Annotated in this window: 22 protein-coding genes; 11 read left to right on the top strand and 11 right to left on the bottom strand. The window is 45.1% G+C overall.

Annotated elements, in window-relative coordinates:
- Window positions 1–85: 85 nt before the first annotated feature.
- From QUB30_RS17870 to QUB30_RS17880, 3 genes are all read right to left on the bottom strand, one after another.
- Window positions 86–3502, bottom strand: a complete 3417-nt coding sequence (locus QUB30_RS17870; protein ID WP_333335818.1) for a diguanylate cyclase domain-containing protein — start codon at window positions 3500–3502, stop codon at window positions 86–88.
- Window positions 3503–3831: 329 nt separating this feature from the next.
- A complete protein-coding gene (locus tag QUB30_RS17875; protein WP_333335821.1) occupies window positions 3832–5106 on the bottom strand; it encodes a bifunctional oligoribonuclease/PAP phosphatase NrnA in 1275 nt (424 codons plus the stop codon).
- A gap of 238 nt (window positions 5107–5344) precedes the next feature.
- Entirely contained in the window at window positions 5345–5842 is a 498-nt protein-coding gene (locus QUB30_RS17880) for an HNH endonuclease (RefSeq protein WP_333096229.1), read from the bottom strand.
- Window positions 5843–6186: 344 nt separating this feature from the next.
- Between QUB30_RS17880 and QUB30_RS17885 the strand changes: the two genes are divergently transcribed.
- Window positions 6187–6651, top strand: coding sequence for a COP23 domain-containing protein (locus QUB30_RS17885; protein ID WP_333335824.1), 465 nt, complete (start codon window positions 6187–6189; stop codon window positions 6649–6651).
- A gap of 88 nt (window positions 6652–6739) precedes the next feature.
- On the opposite strand, the gene QUB30_RS17890 is transcribed toward QUB30_RS17885, so the two are convergent.
- Window positions 6740–9481: an AAA-like domain-containing protein gene (locus QUB30_RS17890; protein ID WP_333335827.1), complete on the bottom strand. Its 2742-nt coding sequence runs from the start codon at window positions 9479–9481 to the stop codon at window positions 6740–6742.
- Window positions 9482–9598: 117 nt separating this feature from the next.
- Here QUB30_RS17890 and QUB30_RS17895 point away from each other — a divergent pair, with 117 nt between their 5' ends.
- Complete coding sequence (locus tag QUB30_RS17895) at window positions 9599–10345, top strand: 5-formyltetrahydrofolate cyclo-ligase (protein WP_333335831.1); 747 nt, start codon at window positions 9599–9601, stop codon at window positions 10343–10345.
- Between the two features lie 433 nt (window positions 10346–10778).
- Here QUB30_RS17895 and QUB30_RS17900 read toward each other — a convergent pair whose 3' ends face one another.
- Window positions 10779–12647: an AAA-like domain-containing protein gene (locus QUB30_RS17900; RefSeq protein WP_333335834.1), complete on the bottom strand. Its 1869-nt coding sequence runs from the start codon at window positions 12645–12647 to the stop codon at window positions 10779–10781.
- A gap of 276 nt (window positions 12648–12923) precedes the next feature.
- Between QUB30_RS17900 and QUB30_RS17905 the strand changes: the two genes are divergently transcribed.
- The 3 genes from QUB30_RS17905 to QUB30_RS17915 all read left to right on the top strand — a co-directional run bounded on the left by QUB30_RS17905 (window position 12924) and on the right by QUB30_RS17915 (window position 15078).
- On the top strand, window positions 12924–13097 hold the full coding sequence (locus QUB30_RS17905; protein ID WP_333040368.1) for a hypothetical protein: 174 nt from the start codon (window positions 12924–12926) through the stop codon (window positions 13095–13097).
- A 31-nt stretch (window positions 13098–13128) separates the two neighbouring features.
- Complete coding sequence (locus tag QUB30_RS17910) at window positions 13129–13461, top strand: hypothetical protein (protein WP_006633666.1); 333 nt, start codon at window positions 13129–13131, stop codon at window positions 13459–13461.
- Between the two features lie 210 nt (window positions 13462–13671).
- Window positions 13672–15078 carry a serine hydrolase gene (locus tag QUB30_RS17915; protein ID WP_333335837.1) on the top strand — a complete coding sequence of 469 codons (1407 nt, stop codon included), beginning with the start codon at window positions 13672–13674 and terminating at the stop codon, window positions 15076–15078.
- Window positions 15079–15195: 117 nt separating this feature from the next.
- Here QUB30_RS17915 and QUB30_RS17920 read toward each other — a convergent pair whose 3' ends face one another.
- The 3 genes from QUB30_RS17920 to QUB30_RS17930 form a co-directional block, all read right to left on the bottom strand.
- Window positions 15196–15567 (bottom strand): DUF4342 domain-containing protein, encoded by a 372-nt coding sequence (locus QUB30_RS17920; RefSeq protein WP_333335840.1) that lies wholly within the window; start codon window positions 15565–15567, stop codon window positions 15196–15198.
- A 219-nt stretch (window positions 15568–15786) separates the two neighbouring features.
- On the bottom strand, window positions 15787–17262 hold the full coding sequence (glgA, locus tag QUB30_RS17925) for a glycogen synthase GlgA (protein ID WP_333335843.1): 1476 nt from the start codon (window positions 17260–17262) through the stop codon (window positions 15787–15789).
- A gap of 305 nt (window positions 17263–17567) precedes the next feature.
- Complete coding sequence (locus QUB30_RS17930) at window positions 17568–18296, bottom strand: AIM24 family protein (RefSeq protein WP_333335846.1); 729 nt, start codon at window positions 18294–18296, stop codon at window positions 17568–17570.
- 180 nt (window positions 18297–18476) lie between these two features.
- Between QUB30_RS17930 and QUB30_RS17935 the strand changes: the two genes are divergently transcribed.
- From QUB30_RS17935 to QUB30_RS17955, 5 genes are all read left to right on the top strand, one after another.
- Window positions 18477–19973 (top strand): glycosyl hydrolase family 57, encoded by a 1497-nt coding sequence (locus QUB30_RS17935; protein WP_333335849.1) that lies wholly within the window; start codon window positions 18477–18479, stop codon window positions 19971–19973.
- Between the two features lie 492 nt (window positions 19974–20465).
- Window positions 20466–21272, top strand: coding sequence for a hypothetical protein (locus tag QUB30_RS17940; protein ID WP_333335853.1), 807 nt, complete (start codon window positions 20466–20468; stop codon window positions 21270–21272).
- Window positions 21273–21309: 37 nt separating this feature from the next.
- A complete protein-coding gene (locus QUB30_RS17945; protein WP_333335856.1) occupies window positions 21310–21534 on the top strand; it encodes a hypothetical protein in 225 nt (74 codons plus the stop codon).
- A gap of 678 nt (window positions 21535–22212) precedes the next feature.
- On the top strand, window positions 22213–22746 hold the full coding sequence (locus QUB30_RS17950; protein ID WP_333335860.1) for a hypothetical protein: 534 nt from the start codon (window positions 22213–22215) through the stop codon (window positions 22744–22746).
- The gene (locus QUB30_RS17955; RefSeq protein ID WP_333335863.1) at window positions 22746–24071 is read left to right on the top strand and encodes an O-antigen ligase family protein; all 1326 of its coding nucleotides are present in this window, start codon (window positions 22746–22748) and stop codon (window positions 24069–24071) included. The genes QUB30_RS17950 and QUB30_RS17955 overlap by 1 nt, the downstream gene beginning before the upstream one ends.
- A gap of 20 nt (window positions 24072–24091) precedes the next feature.
- On the opposite strand, the gene QUB30_RS17960 is transcribed toward QUB30_RS17955, so the two are convergent.
- Window positions 24092–24391: a hypothetical protein gene (locus QUB30_RS17960; protein ID WP_006633230.1), complete on the bottom strand. Its 300-nt coding sequence runs from the start codon at window positions 24389–24391 to the stop codon at window positions 24092–24094.
- Window positions 24392–24440: 49 nt separating this feature from the next.
- Entirely contained in the window at window positions 24441–25052 is a 612-nt protein-coding gene (locus QUB30_RS17965; RefSeq protein ID WP_333335867.1) for a DNA-3-methyladenine glycosylase, read from the bottom strand.
- A 20-nt stretch (window positions 25053–25072) separates the two neighbouring features.
- Here QUB30_RS17965 and QUB30_RS17970 point away from each other — a divergent pair, with 20 nt between their 5' ends.
- Window positions 25073–25195 (top strand): hypothetical protein, encoded by a 123-nt coding sequence (locus QUB30_RS17970; RefSeq protein ID WP_006633228.1) that lies wholly within the window; start codon window positions 25073–25075, stop codon window positions 25193–25195.
- 99 nt (window positions 25196–25294) lie between these two features.
- Here QUB30_RS17970 and QUB30_RS17975 read toward each other — a convergent pair whose 3' ends face one another.
- Complete coding sequence (locus QUB30_RS17975; RefSeq protein WP_333335870.1) at window positions 25295–25813, bottom strand: pentapeptide repeat-containing protein; 519 nt, start codon at window positions 25811–25813, stop codon at window positions 25295–25297.
- Window positions 25814–25913: the final 100 nt, after the last annotated feature.

Below are 25913 nucleotides of genomic sequence, written 5' to 3' on the forward strand. Positions count from 1 at the left end.
TCCTTTTGATAGCTGTGCGATGGCTGCGCCCCGGCTTACGCCTACGAACTTATGGGTGAAGTTTGGCGCGATCGACATCTTTTGCCTATTCTACAACTGTATTGAAATCTGCCGCCCTCATCTGGTTGGCGCTAGAGGCGTAGCGATCGCGCCCTTGTCGTTTCGCATCGTACAATGCTCGATCGGATGCGGCTATCAGTTCATCCGGCGATTGTCCCCTGCGGGGAACCATGCTAGCAATTCCCATGCTAACGGTCACGATCGAGCTCACATCAGATTGCTGATGAGGGATTGCCAAATCTCGGATTGCCTGTCGCATCGACTCAGCAACCGCGATCGCCCCTGCAGCATCCGTATTCGGCAGGATAGCAGCAAATTCTTCGCCCCCGTAGCGCACAAACAAATCGGCGGAACGTTTAACTGCGGCTGCTGCGGCTTTGGCGACTTTCACCAAACAAGTATCCCCAGCAAGATGTCCGTAGCAATCGTTATATCGCTTGAAATAATCTACATCCAACATAATCAACGAAAGCTGTTGTTTTGCCTGCATCAGTCGGTGCCATTCCGACTGCAATCGCTCATCAAAGCAGCGACGGTTTGCTACTTGTGTTAACCCATCTGTCGCTGCCATTAATCTGTCTCCCTGAGCCTGATTTCTGACTATCTCATCTGCCTGCTTCCGTTCTGTAATATCAGCAAAAGTCGTCACTACTGCATACGGGTGACACTCATTCCTCTGGAACAGCGGTTGCGAATTAATCGAAATCCAAGTCAGTGTTCCATCAGCCTTGTGAATGCCCATCACCACATTTGATAGCGGTTTTTCCGTTTTTAGGGTGATCATTGCCGGATGCTGTTCGCCGGGGAAGGGAGAGCCATCTTCCCGAACAGTTCGCCAGTCTAAATCTACGGATGTACGCCCCATCATTTGTTCGGGAGTCAGCCCGATAATCCTTTCGGCACTGGCATTACAGGCAATAATTTCTCCGTCTGCTAGCTGAAGTACGACGCCTTCTGTCATGGTCGCAATCACAGAACGATACCGTTCCTCACTTTCCCGTAATTGACTCAGGAGAATGTTTTTGGCATCAAACTCTGAAGCCAGATGCACGCTACCAGCCAAAAACCCAGCCATCAGTTGTAAAGTCTGGATGTCTGACTCTGTAAAGCTAGAGGGTGTCGCTGAAACAACTTTTAAGACACCAACCCGTTCTTGTTGATAAAACAACGGAACAGCCACCATTGACCGGATGCCAATGCGCTGACAGGCAGCCAGATCCACCCGTGGATCGGTTTCTGTATCGTCGCAAAGCAGGATGGAGCCGGTCGTAATACATTGTCCCGATAAACTTGTCGCTACTTTGACCCGCAATCCAACATAGGCGCTGGCGATACCGCTGGCAGCCCGATACACCAATTCATCCCCTTCAACCATTTCAATCACCGATCCGTCGGCGCGGGTCAAATCTTGAGTCCTGTCTGCAATCACCGCCATGACTGCATCAAGATTGGGATTGCGGATGGCGATTTCCTGTTGGGTAGCAATCACCATGCCCAGACGCTGGAACTCTTGCTGTAATGATGTTTCTGCTTGCTTGCGATCGCTGATATCCTTCATAAAGCAGTGATGTCCGATGAACTGCTGTCGATCGTCGTGAATTGAGATCATCACCACTTGTTTGTAAAAGCTAGAGCCGTCTCTGCGAATCCCTCTGGCTTCAACCTCTACTTTGCCGTCTTGCTGCATTTGTTGATAAGCCGCAATTAACTTTTCTAAATCATCGGGATGTACAGTTTTGTTCCAGAACATTCCGATCATTTCTTCTGGTTGATATCCAACTGTATTTGCATAGGATTGATTGACAAATATATATCGTCCTTGAGTATCCAGTTGAGAAATACCAGAAACTGCATTTTCTAAGGCAATCATCAATTCTCTTCGGTCAAACTCCGCCTGTTTTCGCTCACTAATATCGGTGTGAGAGCCTGACATCCGAATGACATTGCCTCCTTTATCCCAAAGGGCTTGACCGCGATCGAGAATCCACTTATAGCTGCCGTCTTTGCACAGAACCCGATGCTCTGAGGTGTAAAACGGTGTTTTCTTGGCAAAATGGTCAAGAATTAGTTGCGTTACCAAATCGAGGTCATCGGGGTGTAAGCGTTTTGACCATTCATCCAGATGGTTAGAAATTTCGTGTTCTTCAAATCCCAACATCTCTTTCCATCGACTGGAAAAGAAAACTTCGTTGGTTTTCACATTCCAGTCCCAGATGCCGTCGTTATTGCCTCGTAGTGCTAGTTGCCAGCGTTCTTCGCTCTCACGCTGTGCTTCAGTTTTTTCGATCAGCTTGCGAGCAGATAGACGCAGTTCCATCTCATCCATAACGATCGCGGCTAGATCGCGTAAGGTGGCTTTTTCTTCTGCTGAAAGGTGACGGGGATGCTTATCAATTATGCAAAGGGTTCCCAAGTTATACCCATCATGGGTTTTTAGCGGTGCTGCTGCATAGAATCTCAAACCAAATGCTCCCAACACTAGGGGATTTACGATCGTCCGCGGATCTTCAAGAGCATTCTTAATTTCGTACACATCATCTTGCCAAATCGCGGAGGCACAGAGTCCGGGTTCCCGATCTATTTGCTGGACATCAAACCCGTAACGAGATTTGAACCAAATCCGATCGCGATCCACCAAGGTGACAACGGCGATGGGCACTCGAAAAAAACGCGCCGCAATTGCCGTGATGCGATCGAAGGCTCCATCCGGTGGAGTATCCAAAATCTGGTAGCGCCGTAAACATTCTAATCGCTCAGATTCATTTGCTAGATGATTAATTTTAGAATATTGTTGTTGACTCTCTGGCAGACTGATGTCTAATGACTTTTTCTCTATAATATCCGTTTCTGTTGGTTGAAGTTCAACGGTTCCGGGTTTTAGCTTTATTTCTGATTTGTGAAGTTGTTGATGCCGTTCCCGTTCCTCGACGATCGCGCTGCCGAGTTGCAGTGCCATTTGTTGCAATAATTTCACTTCGGAGGATTGCCATTTCCGCGGGCTTCTACACTGATGGGCAATCAGCAATCCCCACAAATTATTCTGGCACAAGATTGGCACGATTAAATTTGCCCGAACCTGGAGGCGATCGAGAAATTCCACATAACAAGCTGGAACATCACCAGCGTGAATATCTGAAATGGCACTCGTTTCTCCTTGGCTGTAACGCTCTATCCAGGTTGCTTCAAACCAAGGATCGTCAATCACTTGTCCCTGGATTCGCGGCCACAGGGGATCGACGGCTTCAGCTAATACTACACCATTTCCCTGTGGTAGGAAGCCATAAATAATCACGCGATCGGTTTGCAGCAACACCCGGGTTTCTTCTACCGCACATTGCAAAAACATCTCCCAATTCGTGAAATTGTTGATTTGAAGTGCTATTTTGAAAAAAATTTCTGTAAATTTCTCTGACGAGCAAGAGAAAGCCTGTGGTTTAGACATCTCCATGTTCCTTATGTTCCTTTCGTTTTATCAACCCTTTTTGTACCAGTCTAACCTGCTTGGGATCGGTACAGTAATTTATTATTTGCAGCCACTGAATAGGAACATGACTTTGTGGCTTTTAGGTAGGGTGTTTTTGCTGTATTTAAGATTTTCATATAGTCTTGAGCCGTTAGCTGAGGTGTTCTGATTCGGTAAGTAAGACTACCTAAAAAAACAAAATACCTCGCTCCCCGACTTCTTTAAGCCTCCAAGGAGCTAACCTCACTTCATTAAAAGCTATATAACTCCTGTCAAATATTCAATTTATTTGCGAAGAATTAGTCAATCTAATTATGATAAACCGGATTGTCGGTCGGACTAATTAAATTCAGCAATTTTTGCTTAATTTGAGCATCAAATACTTCCCATTTCAGCCTTGCATAATCGCTATTCTCATTCCCGCCGGAAAGAAATCCCACGGGAATTTCAAAACCTCCCGCTTGACTTCTACCACCTCCAAAAAAGCGTCCTTGAGCATCTTGACCGAAAGCTTCTTTAATAAATTCGTCGGGGTCGAGAGTGAGTTTAGTAGTTCGCAGCGACCCAATTACTAATTCAATTTCCTCATCTTTGTCGTGAACAATTGCGTAAACAACGGCTGTATGTACGTTCTCCTCTGTTACTAAAAAATCCGCCGCTTGGGGAATAGAATCCCGATCGTCATAGCGGAGGTAGCCGATGCCGGCGATCGAAAAATTGTTCTGGACGGTGCGGTGTTTGAGCGATCGCTCGATCGCGTCCATCACCCACTTAGAACGAGACGACTGCAACACCGCATTCAGCAACTGCGGGTCGTAAAACCGGCTCAAATAAGCCGCAGCTAAAAAGTCCTCCTCCTGAGCTTGTCTGAGGGCGTTCGTATCCGATCGCAAACCGTGCATCAAAGCTGTAGCGCACTTGATGTGCAGGCTGACGCTGCCGTCGAGAGCTAGCAGTCCTGCCTGTAAATACTCGGCAAAAATCGTGGCTGTAGCGCGGATTTGGGGGCGCAAATCGGTAAATTCTGCGTTCATTTCCCCCTGCAAATTGTGGTGGTCGATGACGGCGGCGATCGGAACTCCGGCAGCTAAAATATACTCGGTTAAGTTACAAGTAGTCCCTTGGTTGTCGATGAAAGCGCAGCCCCGAAACACCGACAAATCCTTAGTTTTTACTGTTTCCAGCGTCCACCGCTGCAACGGCAACCCTGTCAATTTAACTAAGGCAATATTTTCTTGGTGGCTGAGGGCACCGGCGTAGATAATCTCGCATTGGATATCGTACTGTTCGGCAATTAATTTGTAAGTCCAAGCGCTTGAAAGTGCGTCGGGGTCTGGAAAATCTTGCAGTAATATTAACTGGCGAGTGCCTTTGTGGCGATCGAACATTTGGCGCAATTGTTCGACTTTGCGATCGTGCAATTCCTCGCGGAGACGGCCGCGATTCTCTTGGGAAGCAACTTCGGCTTTGCTGCGCCGTTTCCCCGGCGCACTCACTTCGGGTACAACCTCGCTGCTAGGCTCAAGTTCACCTTCGCGGTTGCCAGATGTTTCATCGGAATTAGCAGGGGAATGGTCTTTCATCGTTGAAAATTAACAATTTAACTCTTTCAGGATTTGCGCGACATTCGGTCTTAAACCCGGTTTCTTTGTAGATGCCTTGTTGTCAAAGCCCATACTTTTTACTAGAAACCTGATTTAAGAACGCAAATTATCTGTTTAATTTTTTAATTCATGCAGAGAGTGTGCGTTGTCAGGAACGAAGCAATCTCAGAACTCATAACTCCCGCAAAAAACCCCCGCGCTTGCGCTGACAGGGGTTTTAAAGACCTATTACATATTTTTGCCATTCTTTGTGCATACCGCTCTTAACGTGTTTAGTGACTTCAAAATAAAGACCGCTGTGAGGTTTCCTAGGCGGATAGCGCAGCGGCATTCCCGCTTCTTTCGGCGTGCGGCTGCCTTTATTGACATTGCAGCGCACGCAGGCGGTGACGAGGTTTTCCCAACTGTCTCCTCCTCCGCGCGATCGGGGAATTACATGATCGAGGGTTAAATCGTCCCCCGCATAACTACAGTATTGACAAGAGTGAGCGTCCCGGTGCAAGATGTTCCGGCGGGTCAGCGGAATATCCTTATAGGGAACTCGGACGTAATGCCGCAGTCGGATCACAGTTGGTAGCGGGAAGTTTGGCGCAATAAATTTCCCGTTGTGTTCTACCTGTTCTGCTTTTCCTTTCAGCAACAAAACTACCGCCCTTCGCCAATTGGTGATGTTAAGGGGTTCGTAGGAGGCGTTCAGCACCAGAACATTGCCCATTGTTGATTATTAAAGAGAATATTTTTACCGATGTTAACACAGGTTCTACTTTAGGTGGGACGGCCTCAGGAAGAGCGAGGCTCAGCAAAAAACGGTGAAAAACCGCACCTTTACCCTATTCCTTTGGGCCTGCGCCCCCTGTGGCTGCACCTATTTTCTGCCCTCCGTGTTGATCGGCGAGTATTTTTCCCTGAGTTTTGGCTTAGATGAGGCCAGTGTGTGCGATGGCAAAAATTTGCAGAATTAATTTTATTTTTTTCCCTAAATGCCTAATCTTCCCGGCAACAAACAGTCTAACTTTTTAAACTATTAGTAACCTTAAATGAACAAGCTTATTACTGCTCATGAAATTTCGGCTCTTAAAGTCAGCTTTTAGCGCGTCAATTATTGCCCTTGTTGCTCCGATTTTAGGAAACAGTCCCGCCTTTGCCCAAACGCCTTCATTCTTCTGCGGCGCTGCTGGCGGCCGCCCAGCTACAATTGCTGTCCAACAAGGCAAAAATATTCCCGTTATTCTGTGGCTAGCTGATAACTATTTCAATGAATCAGGAGAAGACGCGATTACTCGCTGCACCCGAGTCTCCGGAATTCTCAACAACTCGCAACCGCAAGGCAACTGGGAGAATATTATCACATCAGGTGCATCTCCCAGCGGTCAAGTAATTATTTGTGCAGCTAATTCTCAAGACGGTTCCTGTAGATTATTATATCAAGTACCCAAAGGGCAAAATCCCGAACAAGCCCGACAAGAACTCTTAAGAAAAGTCAAAAATCCTAATGTAAGTGTTTCGCCGGTTAAGGTAAATTGATAGTCATAAGTTATTAGCTAGGGGTAGGGACACGGCATTGCCGTGTCATACTTGCAGATTATTGAGAGGACACGGCATTGCCGTGTCCCTACTTGCAGAGAGTTGAAACTCTTCTAAAATACTTCGGTTGAGTGGTGAAAAAATTGCAGCTTTGCTTCAGCAATTCTTCTAACCCTTCAACCTGCCTCAGCCAGACAGTACCGTTGCTTCCAGCTACAGCAATTTGCTTTCCGTCTCGCCTCCAACTGACACTAACCACATTCTCCTCAAACTCAAATTGAGCAACCTGCCGCCCTGCTAAATTCCACAGCCGCACTGTCTTGTCAATTCCGACTGTAGCAAGCCGTTCTCCGTCGGGACTAAAACTAATTGATTTCGCATCTAAATGCAATGTTTGAAATTCATTAACTAATTCTTTCCGTGACAGATTCCACAGCCCGACTTTGCCATTCAATGTTACTGTAGCAAAGCGATGCTGGTGTTGATCCGGACTGAAACCGATCCCAATTGCCTGAAGGGGAAGGGTTTTTTTCAGTTGTCCCGACAAATTCCAAATTCGCACTGTAGAGTTGCCATCTAACGTTGTTATAAAATTGCCACTTGGGCTAAAAGTTACGGTTCTCACTAAGCCGTTGTGACCGGGGAGTTTCACGCTAGATGATATTGATTTGGACAGTTTTGACAAATTCAAAATTGCAGCATTGCTGTCTATTCCTGCGACCGCCAATAACTTTCCTTCGGGACTAAAACTAATGCTGGTAACTGAGCCTTGAATCTCTTTGAATGTAGAAATGTTTTTTCCTGATAAATTCCATAGTTTAACTGTGCTGTCTCTTCCTGCCGTCGCCAAAAAATTACCGTTGGGGCTAAAGTTTACCATATTAACTGACTGCTGCAAAGCTTTCCATTCAATAACTTTTTGGCCAACTAAGTTCCAAATCCGAACTCTATCGTCTATGCCTGCGGTGACTAAAATTTTTCTGTTTGGACTAAAATTGACGCTGGTAACTGCACCAGTATGAGCTTGCCAATTCATCTTTCTTTGTGAAAGTGATGAGTGGTTTATCGGCTGTTTTTCGCTAATTCGATCTAGAATTACTTGTAAGGCTAACAGCGGTATAGTTGCGGGATATTGTTCTAGGCGTGGTTTGTTTTTAACCAAAATTTTTAATTTTTCTCCAGAGGCGATCGCCCTCAGTAAAGCTTCTGATAAAGCTTCGGTGTTTGCGGTTTTTTGAGATACCGCTAACAATAAAGCATCGCTGCCATTTTGTTCGATTTCAATACTTGCTTGTGCTAGTTTAAACCGCTGGTAAGCAAGAGTTGAAAAGCCGATCGCCGCCAGTAACGATGCTGCCAGTACCGCAGAACCGATGCCGATCCACTGTTTGGCTTTTTGTTTGGCAGAGTCAGCTTCACTCAAAGCTTTTTCGGCATCGCACACAGCTTTTTTTGTTTCTAGTGTAGCTGAACGCAGCAGTTGATTTTGGTCGCTCAAAATAACTTTCTGGCTGGCAGTCAAAAATTGAAAATCTTCGTTTCTCAAACTTTTTCCTGCCGCCCAAACTAATGCTGACTGCAAATCAGCCCCTCGCAACAGTTGGGAATCATCTTCACAGCTAGAATTTAGCCAGACTTTGATCGCTTCGGAGTAAGGCGAGAGTTTTTCTAATTTTTCTTCAATTAACTCTTTGTTAAATACAGCTTGATAAATAGGATTAGAAATTGTTAATTTTTCCCGGCGCTTAACGATTAATCCGCCTAATCGCAATTCCATTTGTTCGGCACTACCATCGGGGACAATTTCAGCTTGTTCTAAAATTTGCTGATACAATCCGAGTCTCCTCACAATGCGGTGATTTTCTTTGAAAAGCCGATCGCGAATTGTGGACAAATGTTCTGGGACATCCTGAGATTCCCAATTCTCCACGATTTTCAAGCGCACTACTTTCTCCACCCACTCTTTAGAAGTGTTAATTTTATCTTTCTCCCCCCCTTGGCAAGGGGGGGCTGGGGGGGGTAAATTCGGGATTAATTGTGGATTTTCCAGCAGAAGTTTGCACAGCTTTTGAGTCAAAAAAGGCTGCCCGCCCGTCCAATACAAAACCTCTCTCAAAACTTCATGAGGGCTGTCTGTCAGCTCTGCCAATCCCGTTGCTAGCGGTTGAGCTTCTGTTTCGTCAAAACCAGTTAATTCGATCGCCTTGCCAATATTAAAAGGGGTATTGCTGCTGGCATTTTGCTCGCGGCACAAATCCGTCGGCGATGCTACGCCTAAAAGAGCCCAAGTTAGGCGATCGAACTCTGAATTGTTGGCGCGCTTGTTGTAGCACGATCGAATTAAGGCTAAAAAATCGTCGGCGGGAAAATCTAGGGCGAGAATACTGTCGATTTCGTCAATAAAAATGACAATATTGCTGGAAATGTTGGGTAACAGTACGGTTTCGATGAATTCGCTCAATCTTTGAACCGGGGTTAAAAAATTGCGATCGCGCCACCAAGTCCGCACGTTGACAATATCCGACAGGTTAAAGTTATTTTCGAGAATGCGTAGCAAACCAGCATACCACTGTTCAGGAGTGACGCCGCGGTTGCCAATTTCCGAAATGTCGATCGCAGCACAAGCAATTCCTTCATTTCTGAGCCGCTGAATTGTCCGCACCTGCAAGCTAGATTTGCCCATTTGGCGCGAATTCAAAACATAGCAAAATTCCCCGGCTTTCAATCCGTTATAAAGGTCGTCGTCGGCTTGCCGCTTCACATAATTGGGAGCGTTATTGGTGAGACTGCCGCCGACTTGATAGTAACTGGGCTTTGTGGTAAAATTCATATAAGTTATTCGGCGGTTGAAACCGCTACTACACAAACAAAATCCGCCTTCGCGGACTGAAGAAGTGAGGCGGTATTAAAGCATAATTCTGTATGATAAATTGTAACACAATACAGCATGAAAACTGATTGGACAGGATATAACGACGACAAAGACAAGTTAAGAGCTGAAATTTGGTCTTTGCTGAATCAGCAAGCCGCATCTATTGGCGATCCGTTCGGTCATATTCCCAACTTTGTCGGTGCACAGGTGGCTGCTGAAAGATTGGCAAATTTACCAATATGGCAACAAGCAAAAACGATTAAGTGCAATCCAGATTCGGCGCAAATTCCGGTGCGGATGCGAGCTTTGCAAGATGGAAAACGCCTGTATATGGCAGTACCGCGATTGACAGACGATCGCTGTTTTGTAGAGTTAACTGCTGAGGATTTGCAGCGGCAAAATATATCAATTGCCGAAAGTGCGATCGCCCGCAAAGCACTCGCTTGCGGAAAATTGGTAAGTTTTGCAGAGATGGAGCTGATTGATTTAGTAATAGTCGGCTGTGTAGCGGCAGGCCCCAACGGTGGAAGAACCGGTAAAGGTGCAGGATTTGCGGATTTGGAATTGGCTATGTTGAAGGAATTCGGGTTAGTACAAATCGATACGCCAATTGTCACAACAGTCCATCCTTTGCAAATAGTCGCAGATTCGCGTTTACCAATGCAAGCTCACGATTGGGCACTGAATTGGATTGTTACTGCCCAGGAGGTAATTGAAACTAATACAAGTTATCCGCGTCCAATGGGCTTAAACAGGGATAGTATACGGCCGGAACAGTTGGAACAAATTCCAATTTTGCGAAAGTTGACGCAGCAAGATTAGATAAATACTTTGTTTTTTTACATAAAAAGTTAGGAAATTCAAGTGCGTCAGCTTTAAAGCTTTGAAAAAGCGCCATAAAACTTCGTCTGACTCACGCGACAAGTTACTGTATGGTGTAGTTGATTATTTTCTTATTTTACTATTTATTTAACGAACCGAGAAGGCGCGTTCGGCGAAGCCGTTCCCGTAGGGTAGGACGCGAAGCAAACAAGAAGAAAAAGAAGGTAATTTTATATAGCTATGTTCGATGATTTGTGGTTCCTGTCCTGATATATCTACTTTGTGGTGAACACGCGCCATGCAATGAAAGCTGTAAAGGCTAGATAACCAAATACGGTTATCCAATCTAGCCAATTATCGGAAGTTATCAAAAAAATATCGTTCATGGGTATCATTCACCTGATTATTACTTACCGCAGTTACTGACTAAATTTTACACGATCGCGCTTAAGTGCGATCGAAAATATTGTCGATACAGTTCGCACCTCGGCACGCACTCGTTCCCCTGCAATCTCACCAACCCCAAACTATCTAATTTAAACGCCTGCATCGCCTTTAATTGCACCGGAGAGTCCGCAGCCACAATCTCTCTCATCCCCTGCGCCAACTCTGGATATTCTTCCAAATTCCACAACTGCCGGCGCAAATGGTCGCTGTAAATTCCCGCATCTGCGATCGCAGTTTCTTTTAATTCATCGAGTGTCACACCAGATCGCGAAATGTGATATAATGCAACTCGCACTAAATACGGATGTCCGCCGACAATTGCTGTCAATTTTTCAACTTCTGCATCCGACCAATTCAAGTTGTGGCGCGCTGCTAAATCTTGTATTTGCTGATGGTTGAATTCCGGCAAATCTACGGGCAGTCCGACGTTGAAAGGCGATTGATTGATGTTCATCGGGATGTAAACTTCGGTGGAGTGAACTACAATTAATCGCAGTTTTTTCCAGATGTCCCGCCGCTTCGATTCTTCGTGCCACGCCCGCAGCAGTCCTAAAAAGTCTTCGGCAATGTCGGGATATTGGAAAACGCGATCGATCTCGTCTAATCCTAAAATTAAAGGACTGTCGATTTGCGGCAAAATGTATTTCTCAAAGTAATCTTTGCAGTTGACTTTGCTGCCAAAAATTTCATCCCAATAATCGTCTAATTGATTGGGTAAGTGCAACTCGCGCCCGACGTAAGCGCAAAACCACTTTAAGAATTTATCTAAGTTGGCAAATACGGCTTTATCTACTAACTGAAAAGTTAGTGGCACGGTGCAATACCCTTGACGGGCTCCGTGATGCAAAATTCTTGCCATCAACGAAGTTTTTCCCATTTGTCTCGGTGCTTTAATTCTAATTAAGGCGCTGGGCTGCACAATAGTTTGATAGCAGCGTTCTTCGATGGGCGGGCGTTCTACATAAAATTGAGAAGCGACATCGACTTGTCCTCCCGGTAATTCTGGTTCGGCGGCGGGTAGAGGTATTTCGTCGCTGCTAATTTCTAATAGTTGTTGTTGTGTTAAATCTTCCGTTTCCTCTGTGACTGGTGCCGGAGTTTCTGCTAGCAAGTTCAGAACTTCTTCGATAATAATTGGAGTGTCGGCGGTGGTTTTCCATTCCCTCTGTTTGATGCGGTACAGATAGCCCCGCAAGTCGTGATTTAGAGGCGAGTTGAGGGGAAAACCGACGCGGATGGGGAGAATTATTGGTTTTCTGTCTGGGCGGGAATCTTGCAGTTCTTTTGCTTGCTGAACTTGATATGTTAGTAGTTCGCTTTGGTTTTCCGTTGGCGGCAACAGTAGCAGCAAATAATCGCATTCTTGGAGGAATAAATTAATGCGCTCAAACCAATTATCTCCCAATCTAATGTTATTTTCGGCTGTGAAAACTGTATGACCGATCGCGCTTAATGCCGTTTCTAACTGTTTTCCTAACTCGCGATCGGGTTCGGCGCTGCGATAACTGACAAATATTTTAACAATTCTGCTGCAGGTGGCTGTTTCCCCCGCTGGTGGCAAATTGTCCAGTTCGTCTAAATTTTCCGGTTCCTCAAGTTTAGCCGATCGGTGGTCGCTAGCAGCCAGAGTCATTTCAAAAGCCGCGAACAACTGCCTAATTTTACTCAAATCCGCACCTTCTCTACCCTGCTTAATTTTGCTGACTGTATCGGCACCAACGCCAGATTCAGCCTCGATTTCCGTCAGAGTACCTCTAATGTTATGTCGGTCAGACCATTCTTGGAGCGCCTCGTTAAGTTTCTTTAAGCCAGAGGCAGTGAGAATGCGACCGCGATCGCGTTTTGACTTGAGCACTTCGCTTGCAGTGAAAGGGAAAGGAATCTAGAAATTTTAACGCCTTAAGTTCCTATTTTGGGGGATTTTAAGGAAGATAATCAGCCAGCCGGAATTTAAGGGATTTTACTTGGAGATGTTTTTAGGGCGATCGACTCCTCAAACTCTTTCCTGATAACGGCTTCAACAGTTGAATATATTTGAGGATAAAAAGTTTTTCTTAACTCCCCAATCTCCGCCACTAATCACCACTTAACTTTTTAGAGTAGATACACCAAGCAAAAAAGGAGCAGCCAAATGAGCAAAATCTTACACAGACTGGCAATGGCCGCTTTGGGAACCGCCGCCATTTTCACAATTAATACACTTAATAATTTAACAGAAGCATCAGCCGCTGGTAAATTTGATGAACCAGAAATTTATCAAAACACAGTTTTTCCACTTGGCGTACCGGGTCAGTTTCATAAATAGGCAAATTCATTCATTTAATTAAGGAGAAATTATGAAGTCTACACTGTGTTCGCCGCAACCTATAGCTACAAAATCTGACTCCGTTGATGCTGAGGCGATCGATGCCTGCACTGCACTTGCATGGGTGGAATTGGTAGCATTAGATGCCAGCGCTCTCACGGGGGATGATTGGCTGGCTTTGTGCGATGATATAGATAGCGGGGAAATTTACCGCTGCTGGTTTTTGTGGCGCGATCGCGAAGTTAGCGGTAATTGGGAAGCTTACGATCCTTTGAGCGATCGCCGATTTGTTGCTAAAGGAAAAGTGTTTCTCAAAGCCGCGATTGACTCGCTCGAAGATGCTAGAAACCGGGAAGTCGCCTAAGTTGAATTCATCGAAGGCGAATAAAATTTGCGCCTACAAAACAAGAATTCTGCCAAGAGAATCCGCCAGTGTACAAAGTTTTGTCCGCCTGCGCGAGACTGGAAGAAAAAGGGGTAATAGAAGCGGATTTGAGATCACTCCCGGAAACGGAATACTCTCAAAGAAAATAAAAAAAATACGGCTGCGGGCAAAAGTTGACTGTATGATGCTATGTGGTTCACCTCGAAAGCGGTTGATAACGTTTTTTCAGCCGCTTTCTCGTTGCAGCCGTTAAACTATTTCTCTTCAAACATGACTCCTAAACTGCGATGGCTGTTGCCGGCCGCCCTTAGTCTTTTCTCGATCGCCCTGCCTGCAAAAGCTGATACACTAACATCTTGGCACTTCGACCCCAGGGAAAATCAGCTCAATTTAACCACAGATTCAGGAGTTCAGCCACAAGTTAAACTAATTGCAAATCCTACCCGCTTAGTAATAGATTTGCCGGGAATAGTCTTGGAATATCCCGAAATTCCTCAAAGCTACAACTCAGCTATTCAACAAATTAGAGTCGGGCAGTTTGACACCGAAACTACCAGGTTAGTGATACAATTAACTCCCGGTTATAAGTTAGACCCGCAAAAAGTCCGAGTCATTAGAGAATCTGCCACGCGCTGGTCGTTTCAGTTGCCTAATCCCGAGCAAATAGCCGGCAACGAGTCTTTTATCCCAACAGCTATTACCCGCATAGAACAAGCAGCAGGTCAAGTTACGCCCACTGTTTCGCCGGGAAATCAGAGAAACTATTCCACTGATTTGGGGATGTCAACAGGCTTGGAAATGACAGCTATCAAGCCTCAAATCGAAAGTGCGATCGAACAGTATAGATCCCTGAGCGCCGGAATGTTTTTTCTGGATTTAGATACAGGAAACTATTTGGATATCAAGGGCGATCGAGTATTTCCGGCCGCGAGTACCATCAAATTACCAATTCTGATTGCTTTTTATCAAGATGTAGACGCAGGCAAAGTTAGCCTAGACGAAACATTAGTCATGAAGTCCGACTTAGTGGCGAGCGGCTCTGGAACTATGCAAGACGAACCAGATGGCACTCGGTTTAGCATCAGAGAAACCGTAGATAAAATGATTACCATCAGCGACAATACAGCCACCAACATGATTATTGAACGTTTGGGGGGAATTGCTAAACTCAACGAGCGTTTTCGCAGTTGGGGATTAACTGATACGAGAATTCGCAATTGGCTCGGCGATTTTCAAGGAACAAATACTACAAGTTCTGTGGATATGGTAAAGCTGCTGGCGATGCTGTCTCGCGATAAATTAGTCTCTGAATCGAGTCGGGAACAAGCTTTAGAATTACTGCGGCACACAACAACTAGAACGCTGCTTCCTTCCGGTTTGGGCCCGGGAGCCGTGATTGCTGACAAAACCGGAGATATCGGCTTTGTAGTTGGCGATGCTGGAATTATTGATATGCCGAATGGGAAGCGTTATTTAGCGGCAATATTTGTCAAACGTCCTTACAATGACCCCATTGTGAGAGAGTTTGTGCGTCGAATTTCGCGGATTGTTTACAATTATTTAGACCAACCTGCGGCGAAAGTACCGGAATTATAGAACTTATGCAAAAAACCCGGTTTCTGGTAAAAATCGTCGATTGATACGAACAATTAACACAGAAACCGGGTTTTTGGTGTGGCTGGCGCAAGCGCTGAATTAACAATTAACTTAAGACTATTCTTTGCGCTCGATGGCTACAGTCAAATGAGCCGCAACTGCCCCAACTGTAGCCAGTACAGCAGCAATTGGAAAGACTACCGAGCCTGCAACGCCGCCCACCAATCCCGCCATCAGCGGAATGTCTGCCAAAGTCCGCCCTTGCGAGTTTTTGATGACGAGGCGGCGGAGTTTTCCTTGCTGAATTAGCTCTTTGACTTTACCAATTAAACTTTCACCGCTAATCTTAAATTCTTCCACTCTGACTTTTTCCTCTGTTGCAAATTCTGAAGCGAATAAAGGAGTTTCAACTGTTGGGTTTGCAGAATTTCCGGCTGCTGCTGTTTCGTCTTGTAGAATCGTTACTTGTTGTTCTAGTTGTGAGTTCATTTTGTGTAAGGGCGGGTGAAAACCAACCGTTTAATTTCTATACCCTTATCTTCGGCGATCGCACTTGGAAACGACAGGCAAGGAAACCCTACAATCTGGATTCGTACTTTCCACCCCCCACTTTTACTCAAAACATTATCTCTGTCTGGTTAGAAAAGGGCGGGTTTATCTATTCCTAAAGGTATAGATAATATCTTTGGGAAAAGCCGCCCCTAGTGATTATTTGTGTCGAATTAGCTCGTAAATTTCCACATAGTCTTTAGCTGGATATTTCCACGAATTATCGCAACTCATGCCTTGAAGCATTAGTTTTTCAAATTCATCATGATAGTCATACCACAATCCGATCGCCCGATCGAGCGCCGACTCTAAAGCGCCGTAGTCGCTTTGGTAAAACACGTAACCGTTGCGCTCTTCCGCGAGGTGGCGGGTGTCGTAATCTCGATCGAACACAGTATTCACCAAGCCGCCCACTCCCCGCACCACAGGAACAGTACCGTACCTCAACCCAATCATCTGAGTCAGCCCGCAGGGTTCGTAATTACTGGGAACCACAATCATATCCCCACCCGCATAAATTAAGTGCGAGAGTTCCTCATTAAAACCTAGTTCTAAATGGCAGTCTGGATTGTCATTTAAAAAGTATTTTTCGTGCTGGAAATGAGCGTTAATTCCCGCTTCCGTCGCGGAACCCAAAAGCACGAATTGCGCTCCCTTACTCAGAGAGTAATAAATTGCATGGTGGACGAGATGAACGCCTTTTTGGTCGTCCAAACGACCGATAAAGGTAATAATAGGCTTGTCAGCATCGCGCAGGAACAGCCGATCGCGCAAAGCTTTTTTAGTTTTGGCTTTTCCTGCCAAATCATCCTTAGTGTAGTGCTGCGGAATGTAGCGATCGCTTTCGGGATTCCACACATCGTAATCAATGCCGTTGAGCACCCCGCGAAACTTCTCTTGATACAAATGCAAAGTGTGGCCCAAACCGTAGCCAAACTCGCCGAGGTGAGCTTCCCAAGCATGGTGCGGCGAAACCGTGGTGACAAAGTTCGAGTAAACAATACCGCCTTTCATAAAGTTGATAGCAAAAGGGTTAAAGTTATCTCGGAGGCGATCGTACTCAAAATAATAATCATCTCGATTCAAACCCGTGGCTTGCAAAATATCGCCACCTCCCATGCCTTGATGTTTGAAATTGTGAATGGTATAGCAGACTCGCTGATTTTCCATCCAATTGTATTTGTAAATTTCAAACAGCATGACTGGAACCAAACCAGTTTGCCAATCGTGACAGTGAATCACATCGGGACGCTTGTTGCTTCTGAGCAAAAATTCCAAAGCGGCTTTGCTGAAAAATGCAAACCGCATATTGTCGTCATTGCAACCGTAATAACAGCCGCGATTGAAAAAGTTATCTTGAGAGCGAGGTTCGATGAAAAAACACAACTGCCCGTGCACCCAGCCGCACAAGACATCACAGAGGATTTCGCCACCGTACCAGGGCACCGCGAGATCCCGATAGGCCTCGTGAAGTCCCCAAATGTGGTCGTATCTCATGCAGTCGTACTTGGGCAGAATAATCTCGACGCAGTGACCGGAATTCTGCAACTCCCGACTCAAACCGTAAACTACGTCGCCCAAACCCCCTGCTTTGATGACGGGGGCGCACTCCGAGGCAATTTGTACTATGTACATTTTTTTTTCTCGCTCCTGGATGAATCAAAAAAATATTTTCTTAACTTGACAAAGTATATGATTTCTAGGCAGATAAGCAAGTCGGCCATTGGGAATACAGGGAAAATAGGCGCAGCTAGCAGAAGTTGAGACCGATTCGGGCGATCGGACTGTTGCTTAAAATAGAGTTACGGACACGGCATTGCCGTGTCCCTGATGTACCCAAGTGTAATCAATGACCTGTTTGTGCAGATTTTGCAAAAATCAAACTAATTTGTCAAATCCATTCCTTTTGAGCGATCGCATCTCCTGTCGCTGTCAATAACTCAACCCAAACCCATAGCATCATTTTCACATACTAACAATTTACCTTTCCCCTGATAAAACCAAACATAACCCTCCCCGCCGCCTTTGCCAAAATGACCTAATTTTCGATAATCTTCTTCAATCCCCTTGGTAAATCCTTTAACCAAATCGCAATCAGCTATCAAAGTTTCACCTTGTTTGAGTTCGACAATCTTAGCCGGTGAACTTGTAGCTGCTATAACAGTAGCTTTTTGCTCGCGCAAAGCTGTAACAGCAATTCTCCACCTACCGTCATTAGAAGCAGCCACTTGTCGCAATTTCAGTTTTTTAGCACCGATAACTACATTGTCCGAACAAAACTGAAATATACCGTCATCAAACTCCCACTGCTCCCCATCCGAAAGCTCGATCGGCGTATAATGCAGGAAATTTCCTTTTTGTCTCGGTTCCAGTTTCACAGTACCAGTCCCTTGATATACGGGAGCGTTGTAGTCCATTTCCGTTGTCAAAGATACCGACATATCTTTTAAACGGTTATCCGTTTTATAAACACCGGAAGTCAATTTTCCCATACACCAATGCAAGGCACCTTTTTGAATTATCACTCCTGAATTATTCAAGTTAATTTCCGCTTGCTGAACGAGGGGAATATTCTTAGTGGGATGGTAAAACTTATTAGTTTCAGGATTGATGTTATTTTGGATGTACCACAAATCCGTCGGTTCCAAAACCTTGATTTCGTATTTCATAATTTACCTCGCCTATTTACGTGAAATGTGTTAAACATTTGACCCGTGATTTGGGGCTGTCGCGATCCCGGACTTATCCGGTGAAATTTCTTTTTTGCAGACATCCTCTGCTACTGTTAAAGTATCTAGCTATATTAGCAATAGCAGACAGCGCCCCTCCACAATTGTTGAGAAAAATTTATGCCTGCGATCGCACAATCTCCCAATTTACCGATTTTACAAGAAATCAACTCAGGATTGCCCAATATTTGCGGATCGGAAGCAGAAATCAGTGCCGCAGCCAACAGCAATGAACCAATCTTTCTACCTACGACAAATCTGCGCCTGGAAAACATTCAAGCCGGATTCGCCTGCGCCCTGCATATGCACCAACCGACAATTCCTGCGGGTGCAAACGGCGAACTAATCAGCAATCTCCAGCATATGTTTGAACATCCCAACCAAGGAGACAATCACAACGCCGGAGTGTTTGCTTGGTGCTATTCCCGCATGGGAGAATTCATCCCACAACTGATTGCGGAAGGCTGCAACCCACGAATTATGCTCGACTATTCGGGCAATTTATTCTGGGGATTGCGCCAAATGGGACGGGACGATATCTTCAACAATCTCAAGCGGATTACCTGCGATCCTCAATATCAACCCCACGTAGAATGGCTGGGCACAATGTGGAGTCACGCCGTCATTCCCTCAACTCCCATTCCCGACATCAAACTCCAAATTCAAGCGTGGCAACATCATTTTGCAGCCATTTTTGGCATTGATGCCCTGAAGCGCGTTAAAGGTTTTTCGCCCCCAGAAATGCACTTTCCCAATCACCCAGATACACTTTACGAATACATCAAAGCTTTGAAAGAATGCGGCTACCGCTGGTTGATGGTGCAAGAACATTCCGTAGAAAATATCGACGGTTCGGGATTGTCGCAAGACCAAAAATACATTCCCAACCGTTTGCAAGCCCGCAATTCTCGCGGCGAAACAATCAGCATCACGGCTTTGATTAAAACCCAAGGTTCGGATACTAAATTGGTCGGTCAAATGCAGCCTTATTACGAAGCGAAAGGACGCAACAAACAGCAAATTGGCAATGTCACCATTCCTTCTTTAGTCACTCAGATTGCCGACGGGGAAAATGGCGGCGTGATGATGAATGAATTTCCTAGCGCTTTTGTCAAAGCTTGGCACGAAAACCGCGAACAAGGCGGGGGAAAATCCGGCGTTGTCGGTTTAAACGGCACTGAATATTTGGAGATAATTGAAGCGGCGGGCGTCAATCCTGATGATTATCCGATTTGTCAAGGGGTTAACCAGCACAAAATCTGGCAGCTAGTCGATCCAGATAGTGCAACACCGGAAAAAGTCGAAAGTGCGATCGGCCAACTCAAGCAAACAGACCATAATTTTCACATGGATGGTGCTTCTTGGACTAACGATTTGAGTTGGGTGAAAGGTTACGAAAATGTCTTGGAACCGATGAATCTACTCAGCGCAGCATTTCACAAAAAATACGACCCGCTGTTACAGCAAGATGCGACCGTTACCAAGCAGTTTGAATACCAACAAGCTTTGCTTTACAATTTGTTAGTGCAAACAAGCTGTTTCCGCTATTGGGGACAGGGAACTTGGACTGATTACGCGCGCGAACTTTACAACCGCGGCGCTGCTTTAATGAAGTAGGAAAAGTTGGCAGTTGCGGTGTGGCGAAAAAACCGCAACTGCGAACTTTACCAAATTTTACAAACAAATAATTCCAGTGCACCCGGATTTCATCTCAACCGTATATTCGCTGATTGCCTCGGTTTTTAGAGGAAACTCGATAAAAAACTGTATCCATTCAAACTTTTTAGCTACAGAAGTCAAAATTTTATCTTAAATCTTCCTTTAGGCATAAGTAATATTAGTAGGAAAAATTTTATTTTGTTCTCTGGGTATCACTCAATTCAGTAAATTTTCGGATGGTGGTGAACTTTGATACTGTGATAATCTTGGGAAATAATCTCAACCAACTTCTTTTAAATTAGCGTGCTACTTCCACAGTTTTTATTGTTTTAAACGTGACCATCTAGAACATCATGATAGAAGCAAGAGGTTGGCGCTGCTTTTAGTAGCTGGTTTCGTATTGTGTGGGCATTATTTCACTAATTATCCGGCTAATAAATAGCAAAAATTATGAAATATTTTTCCCTCTTTATATTGGCTTCAATACTTTGTGCGGTAATGGCACTAGGCTCTGTTTTACCTGGAGTTACTGCCTATAAGGAGGGGGCAAGAGAGAGAGTAGCTGACTTGAATCGAGGCAACACGGTGTCAGCAAGTCGCTACTCTGTCAGCGGCGATCGCCAGGGCATTGTTACCGTCAAAGATGCTGTTTCTTCAGAGGTGATTCGCACTTTTAAAATGGATGATGGAGTAGTTGTCAGGGAAACATTTCTCTTAGACGGTGGCAAGACTGTTGCTGCTTCGCAGAAAGACCATGCTGTTTTCTGGGAGTTGGCAACAGGTAAAGAAATTCGCCGTTTTCCGCAAAGGATTTATGGCTTTTCCCACGATGAAACCAAGTTTTTTACCTATAAATTTCCGCAAGGGATAATATTCCTGCACAGCTATTCCAGCTTTACACTTGTCTGCAAATGGAAAAAAGGAGCTCCCGGGCCTGAGCAGTTTCGCTTTTCGCCAAACGATCGCTTTTTGAACATCACATTTAGTAACGGATATCCCCCGAGCGATGAAAATTATCCTCTACCGGATCGGAGTGGAGGTCCGGTGAATTACGCGCGAGTTTTTAACATCGAAACTTGTCAGGAAATTAAAGAATTTTCTCAGCTTGATTTGCTATCTATAGGCGAGTTTTCTGCCGATTCAAATTTTTTGGTTACGCCAAAATATATCTACGTAGATGTTAACAGTGACAGACTTGTGCGGACTTTGTGGCGTTTCAATCTCAAAACTTACAAAGTTGAAAAAATTGCTGATTAGGATTTAATACACTTTCAAACAATTAGGAGTCAAGGCTATGTCACAGCGAAATGCTAGCACAACATACATCTGTGCGATCGGAATAGCTGTATTCTTTGAAACCGTTTCAAGCGGGGCAGCTCGGGCAGCACAACTGAGTTTTGATGTAATCGTCAAAAATGAAGTCCTAGGTAATATTAGCCTGGATAAAAAAACTGATCTTGTCCCAGCAGGAACCGAAGATGCAATTGTCGGTCAATTCGTTGCTACTAAAAATGACTAGAAAAATTTTCTCGGCGTCGATCATCTCAACTGGCTTCAAATAGTAACGCAAGATTCAAATCCACCCATACCTATTGACCCCCGCTTCGCCAATAACCCCCTAAAAGTCCCATATATAGATACCCCACCATCTGGTTATCTTAGTGGATGGGCTGACGAGGAACCTTGGTACTGGAATGAATACAGAATTCCAGAAGAATTAGAACCATTTCTACCCTGGAGTGAATATACCCAGCTAGCAGTACAGAGTCAAAACAATGGTCAGATTTTAAAATTCTCTGATGTACCGACTGATTCTAAAGCCAATCAGCTCAAATTTGAGACATTTCTGGTCGGTGATTTCGGCAACAAAACCTACGATTTTTTAACAGGTTTTTCCTGGTCAATTTCCCTCAATGGAGGCAGTTCAACTATCACAGATATCAGACAAGGTGCAACATTTACCAAACAGTATGCCAACCTAGTTGAGGAACAGTTTGGGTACAAAAAGGTTGACCGACTCCCCACCTATTTATTTTCCAGTGCCTTATCTCCTGGCAAGGTTGACACTTTTACAGAATCTGGGCTTCAACCATCAGCACCTTTTGTAGCCTGGACTAATAACTTTCCCGGTATCAACCCACCCAAAAAACCGGACACAATTTTAGGAGCGTTTAACCAATCGGGAAATCTGATTGCGGTGAATGACGACGGCGGGCCGTTTGGGAGCAATTGGGGTTCAGGGATTAAAAGTTCTGTAAACAATGACGGTTCTTTCAAACTCAAGGTGAGTGGCTACAACGACTTCAACTTTGATGAGCGTAATGACTTTAGTGGTGGCCCATGTAACGGCGGTAGCGGTGGTGGTGGATGTGTACGCAATGCACCACATCTTCAAGTTGGAAAATACGACTTAGCTGTCAAGATGTATCAAGATTACCTTCCTTCTCGCAGTAGCGTTTCTACGTCTTCGAGTAGCGTTGATACGAATACAAGAACCTTAGCTGCTAGGAGTATAAACCAGGAAAGATTTTTTTCCTCCAGCGACGTTTCTAACATAGCAAGCCTTTACAGCGACGACTTACCAAACGAAAAAGCCTCATCTAAAAAAGCCGAGGAGGACGCCCTCGCCGCCGCAGCCGTTCCCGAACCAACCACCGCATTAGGAACTTTATTTGGCCTCGCTACATTACCTGTAATTAAAAGACTCAAAAACCGGAAAACCAAAGAGTAATGAAAACCCTCTACACCCTCCTGTTTACCCTCAGCATCATCCTCATCAACTCCTGGGGAAGCAGCCGGGGCATCATCTGGACTTCTCCGAAAGTGTTCGTTATTTGGCTAATAGTAGGAGTCAATGTCGCGCTCTTGTGGGAACAAAAAAAAGCCCTAACCATTCCCCGACAATGGAAAATCTCCCTAATACTGTGGACAATTTTTCTCTCAATCGGAGCTATCTCGACTCTACAAAGTCCTTTCCCCTTAACCTCTTTCTTCGGTCAAGATCAAATGGGAGACGGCTGGCTGTACTGGCTATTAATCGCCGCCTTCACTCTCAGCAACAGCTTGCTCCTAATCCTACACCCGCAACTCATTAATTCCCAATTCCAAGGACTGCTAATTGGCGGCACGATCCTTTCTCTTAGTATCTTCCCCCAAATCATCGACTGGCGGATTGACTACACCGCCACAATGGGGCAAATTATCAGAGCTAATGTTAATGCCAGCAGCATTTTTCAAGGGCAACAACCAATAGGATTGTACTCCCATCGCGGCCATGCAGCCATAGTTTTAACATTAATAGCAGTTACTGCTATTGTGGGTTGGTTTGGGAGATTTACCGCCACTAAATTAACTACAATTACTTTAATTTTAACTGTTCCCGCGCTGCTGTTAACATCTACCCGAAGTGCTATTCTAGCTCTGATGGTGGCCAGTGCCTATTTGCTCAGAGACAAATATTACAAAATCGTTGCAGGCATTGCTCTTATCGGTGTAATTGCTATTGGCGTCATGACTGTCACCAGACCGCTAGATTGGAGCCAACCTTCGATCGCACAAGTCATGTCTAGCCGCTCGCCGATGTGGACACTCTCAGCCCGTGGCCTCAAAAAACGCCCGCTATTTGGATGGGGATTTGACGGTTTCGGCATCGCCTATCCCTACATCAGAAATCCTCAAGTAACTCCGATAGTTGTAAATTTAGATGAGTTTACTTACGATTATATTAACATAAAACGTGAAATCAGCACTAGAGAAATCCCTACTTACAAAGCTCACAATTGGATTCTGGATACCACCCTATCAGTTGGCATTTTCGGGCTGCTTGCTGGTATTGCACTTTGGGGATATTATGTATGTTTAGCGCTGAATTCGTCTCTGCGCGGTATTGAAGCGGTTGCTATTGCTTATCTGATTTTTACTTTCACTTGGTTCGACTGCGCTCAATACGCACATATTGCCTGGTGGACTATGAGTTTCGCAGCAGTTAAATCCGCTTCTATTACTCGTTTTTATCGTTGCCGGGGAGAGTCTGGGCAATTACCAATTACTAATTAGCAATTACCCATTCCCCAATCTTACATTTCTTGCATCAACCGCAAATAATTTTGCCGCATCTGCGTCATATTTTCCATCATTCTATTAGCCATATCTTTCTCAACATCGCTCATTTGCTGCCAAAATAAAGCCGATCGCCTCGCCATAATAGCTTCTTCCCACAGCATCTCCAAAAGTTGCGCCGCCATTGGATTTTCAGCATCGATAATCCCGCACAATTGCTCGAAGGCCCGGTTGGCTTCGGTGTGAGTGCTAACATCCTGAACCAGGCTTAGGCATTTTTTGAGTTGTACGATCGGATTTTCCGAAGAGTAAGCCATAATTTCACTAAGATAAGCGACAAAATTTACACTGATACCTTTGACATTACTAGAGTTGTGACACAGCCTTAGAGTTCCCTACATACCACCGCCAAGGCAAATCAATTCCTTGAGAAATCCCGATCCGCGTAGTTTGCACAAAATTTATTGTACCCTCCTCCACAGCTTGCTGAAAGTGTTCGCTCCGGTGTTCCAACCGCAGCGGTTGGCCTGCACCCAAGGGAAAACCGCTTAAAGTTCGATCGATCTTCAGTACCTTACACAGTTTCCCAGGCCCGGCGGCGAGGCGCGATCGCTTCTTATCGGGAATTCCAGCGAATTCTTGGGGAACCGCATCTAGCTGCAAAGCTCGAACCAGCACAGCACTAGCAACTCCCTCTGCATCCGTCACCACGTTAAAACAGTGATACATCCCGTAGATTAGGTAAACGTAGCTCATACCCGCAGGCCCGAACATCACCTCATTGCGAGGAGTGCGCAGCCGGTAAGCGTGACAAGCGGGGTCTCCCGGGCCGTAAGCTTCGGTTTCCACGATAATTCCCCGCATCGTCTCGCCGTCAGGAAACTGCCGCACCAGAGTACAGCCCAGCAAATCTGGCGCTACGCTGGTAGATGGCCGCGCCAGCCAAAAAGATTCTACAATCTGAGTATTTGCACTCACTCAACCACAGCAGGTAAATTATGGACGTTAAGTTAGTTTTAGCAGTCTTGACAGCAGTTTTCACCGTTTGCTGTCTGTTCTTCGGTACAAAAAACGGATTCTACGATACCGATAAGTATCACGGTAACGGTTCTGCTCACTAATTTTAGGCGTGCAGTTAATTTCTTAAAAAACCGCTGCCAGAAAAACAGGCGGCGGTTTTCTTTCGATTAAATCGATTTAAACAGTATTTGCTAGTCTTACTAAGGATGAATAGTGCCATTTGGCATTTGAGCTTCTTGCAAGCTAGCATTCGAGAAGTCAGCGCATCCCATGAGGTTAAAACGCATTGTCGCTCCTCGATCCGTTGCTTTCATATTGAAACCAACTACTGCATTTTCTGGGTTATTCTGTTCTGGAACAGCGGTGACATTAAAATCCATATTTCCTTCTTTTTCATTAGCCTCAAGGTTAAAAGTGATGCCAGCACAGCCCAAATCAGCTCCCGTCAGGTTGGCTCTATTTAAGTTGGCATTTTTGAGGTTGGCATTGGCTAATTTGGCTCCAGACAAATTAGCACCTTCGAGGTTCGCGCCCTGCAAGTTGACTCCTTGCAAGTCTAATCCTTTTAGGTTGGCATTGCTGAAATTACATTCTGGACACTGTTTGGTTTGCAGCAATTCCTTGACTTGGTTTTTTTGATTAGAAAAAGTTAGATATTTAGCCGCAGTAAATACAACTGCGATGGACAATCCAGCAGTAAATAAATTCTTTAATTTCATAAATATCCGAAAAGCTTCGGGGGCTTTCTATCGCGGTTAATAGATTTCTACAATAGTGCGATCGACCTCTCCAGAATTTCCAAAACAAAATTGTCTGCAT

This window comes from Microcoleus sp. BROC3 (assembly GCF_036702515.1).
GTDB lineage: Bacteria > Cyanobacteriota > Cyanobacteriia > Cyanobacteriales > Microcoleaceae > Microcoleus.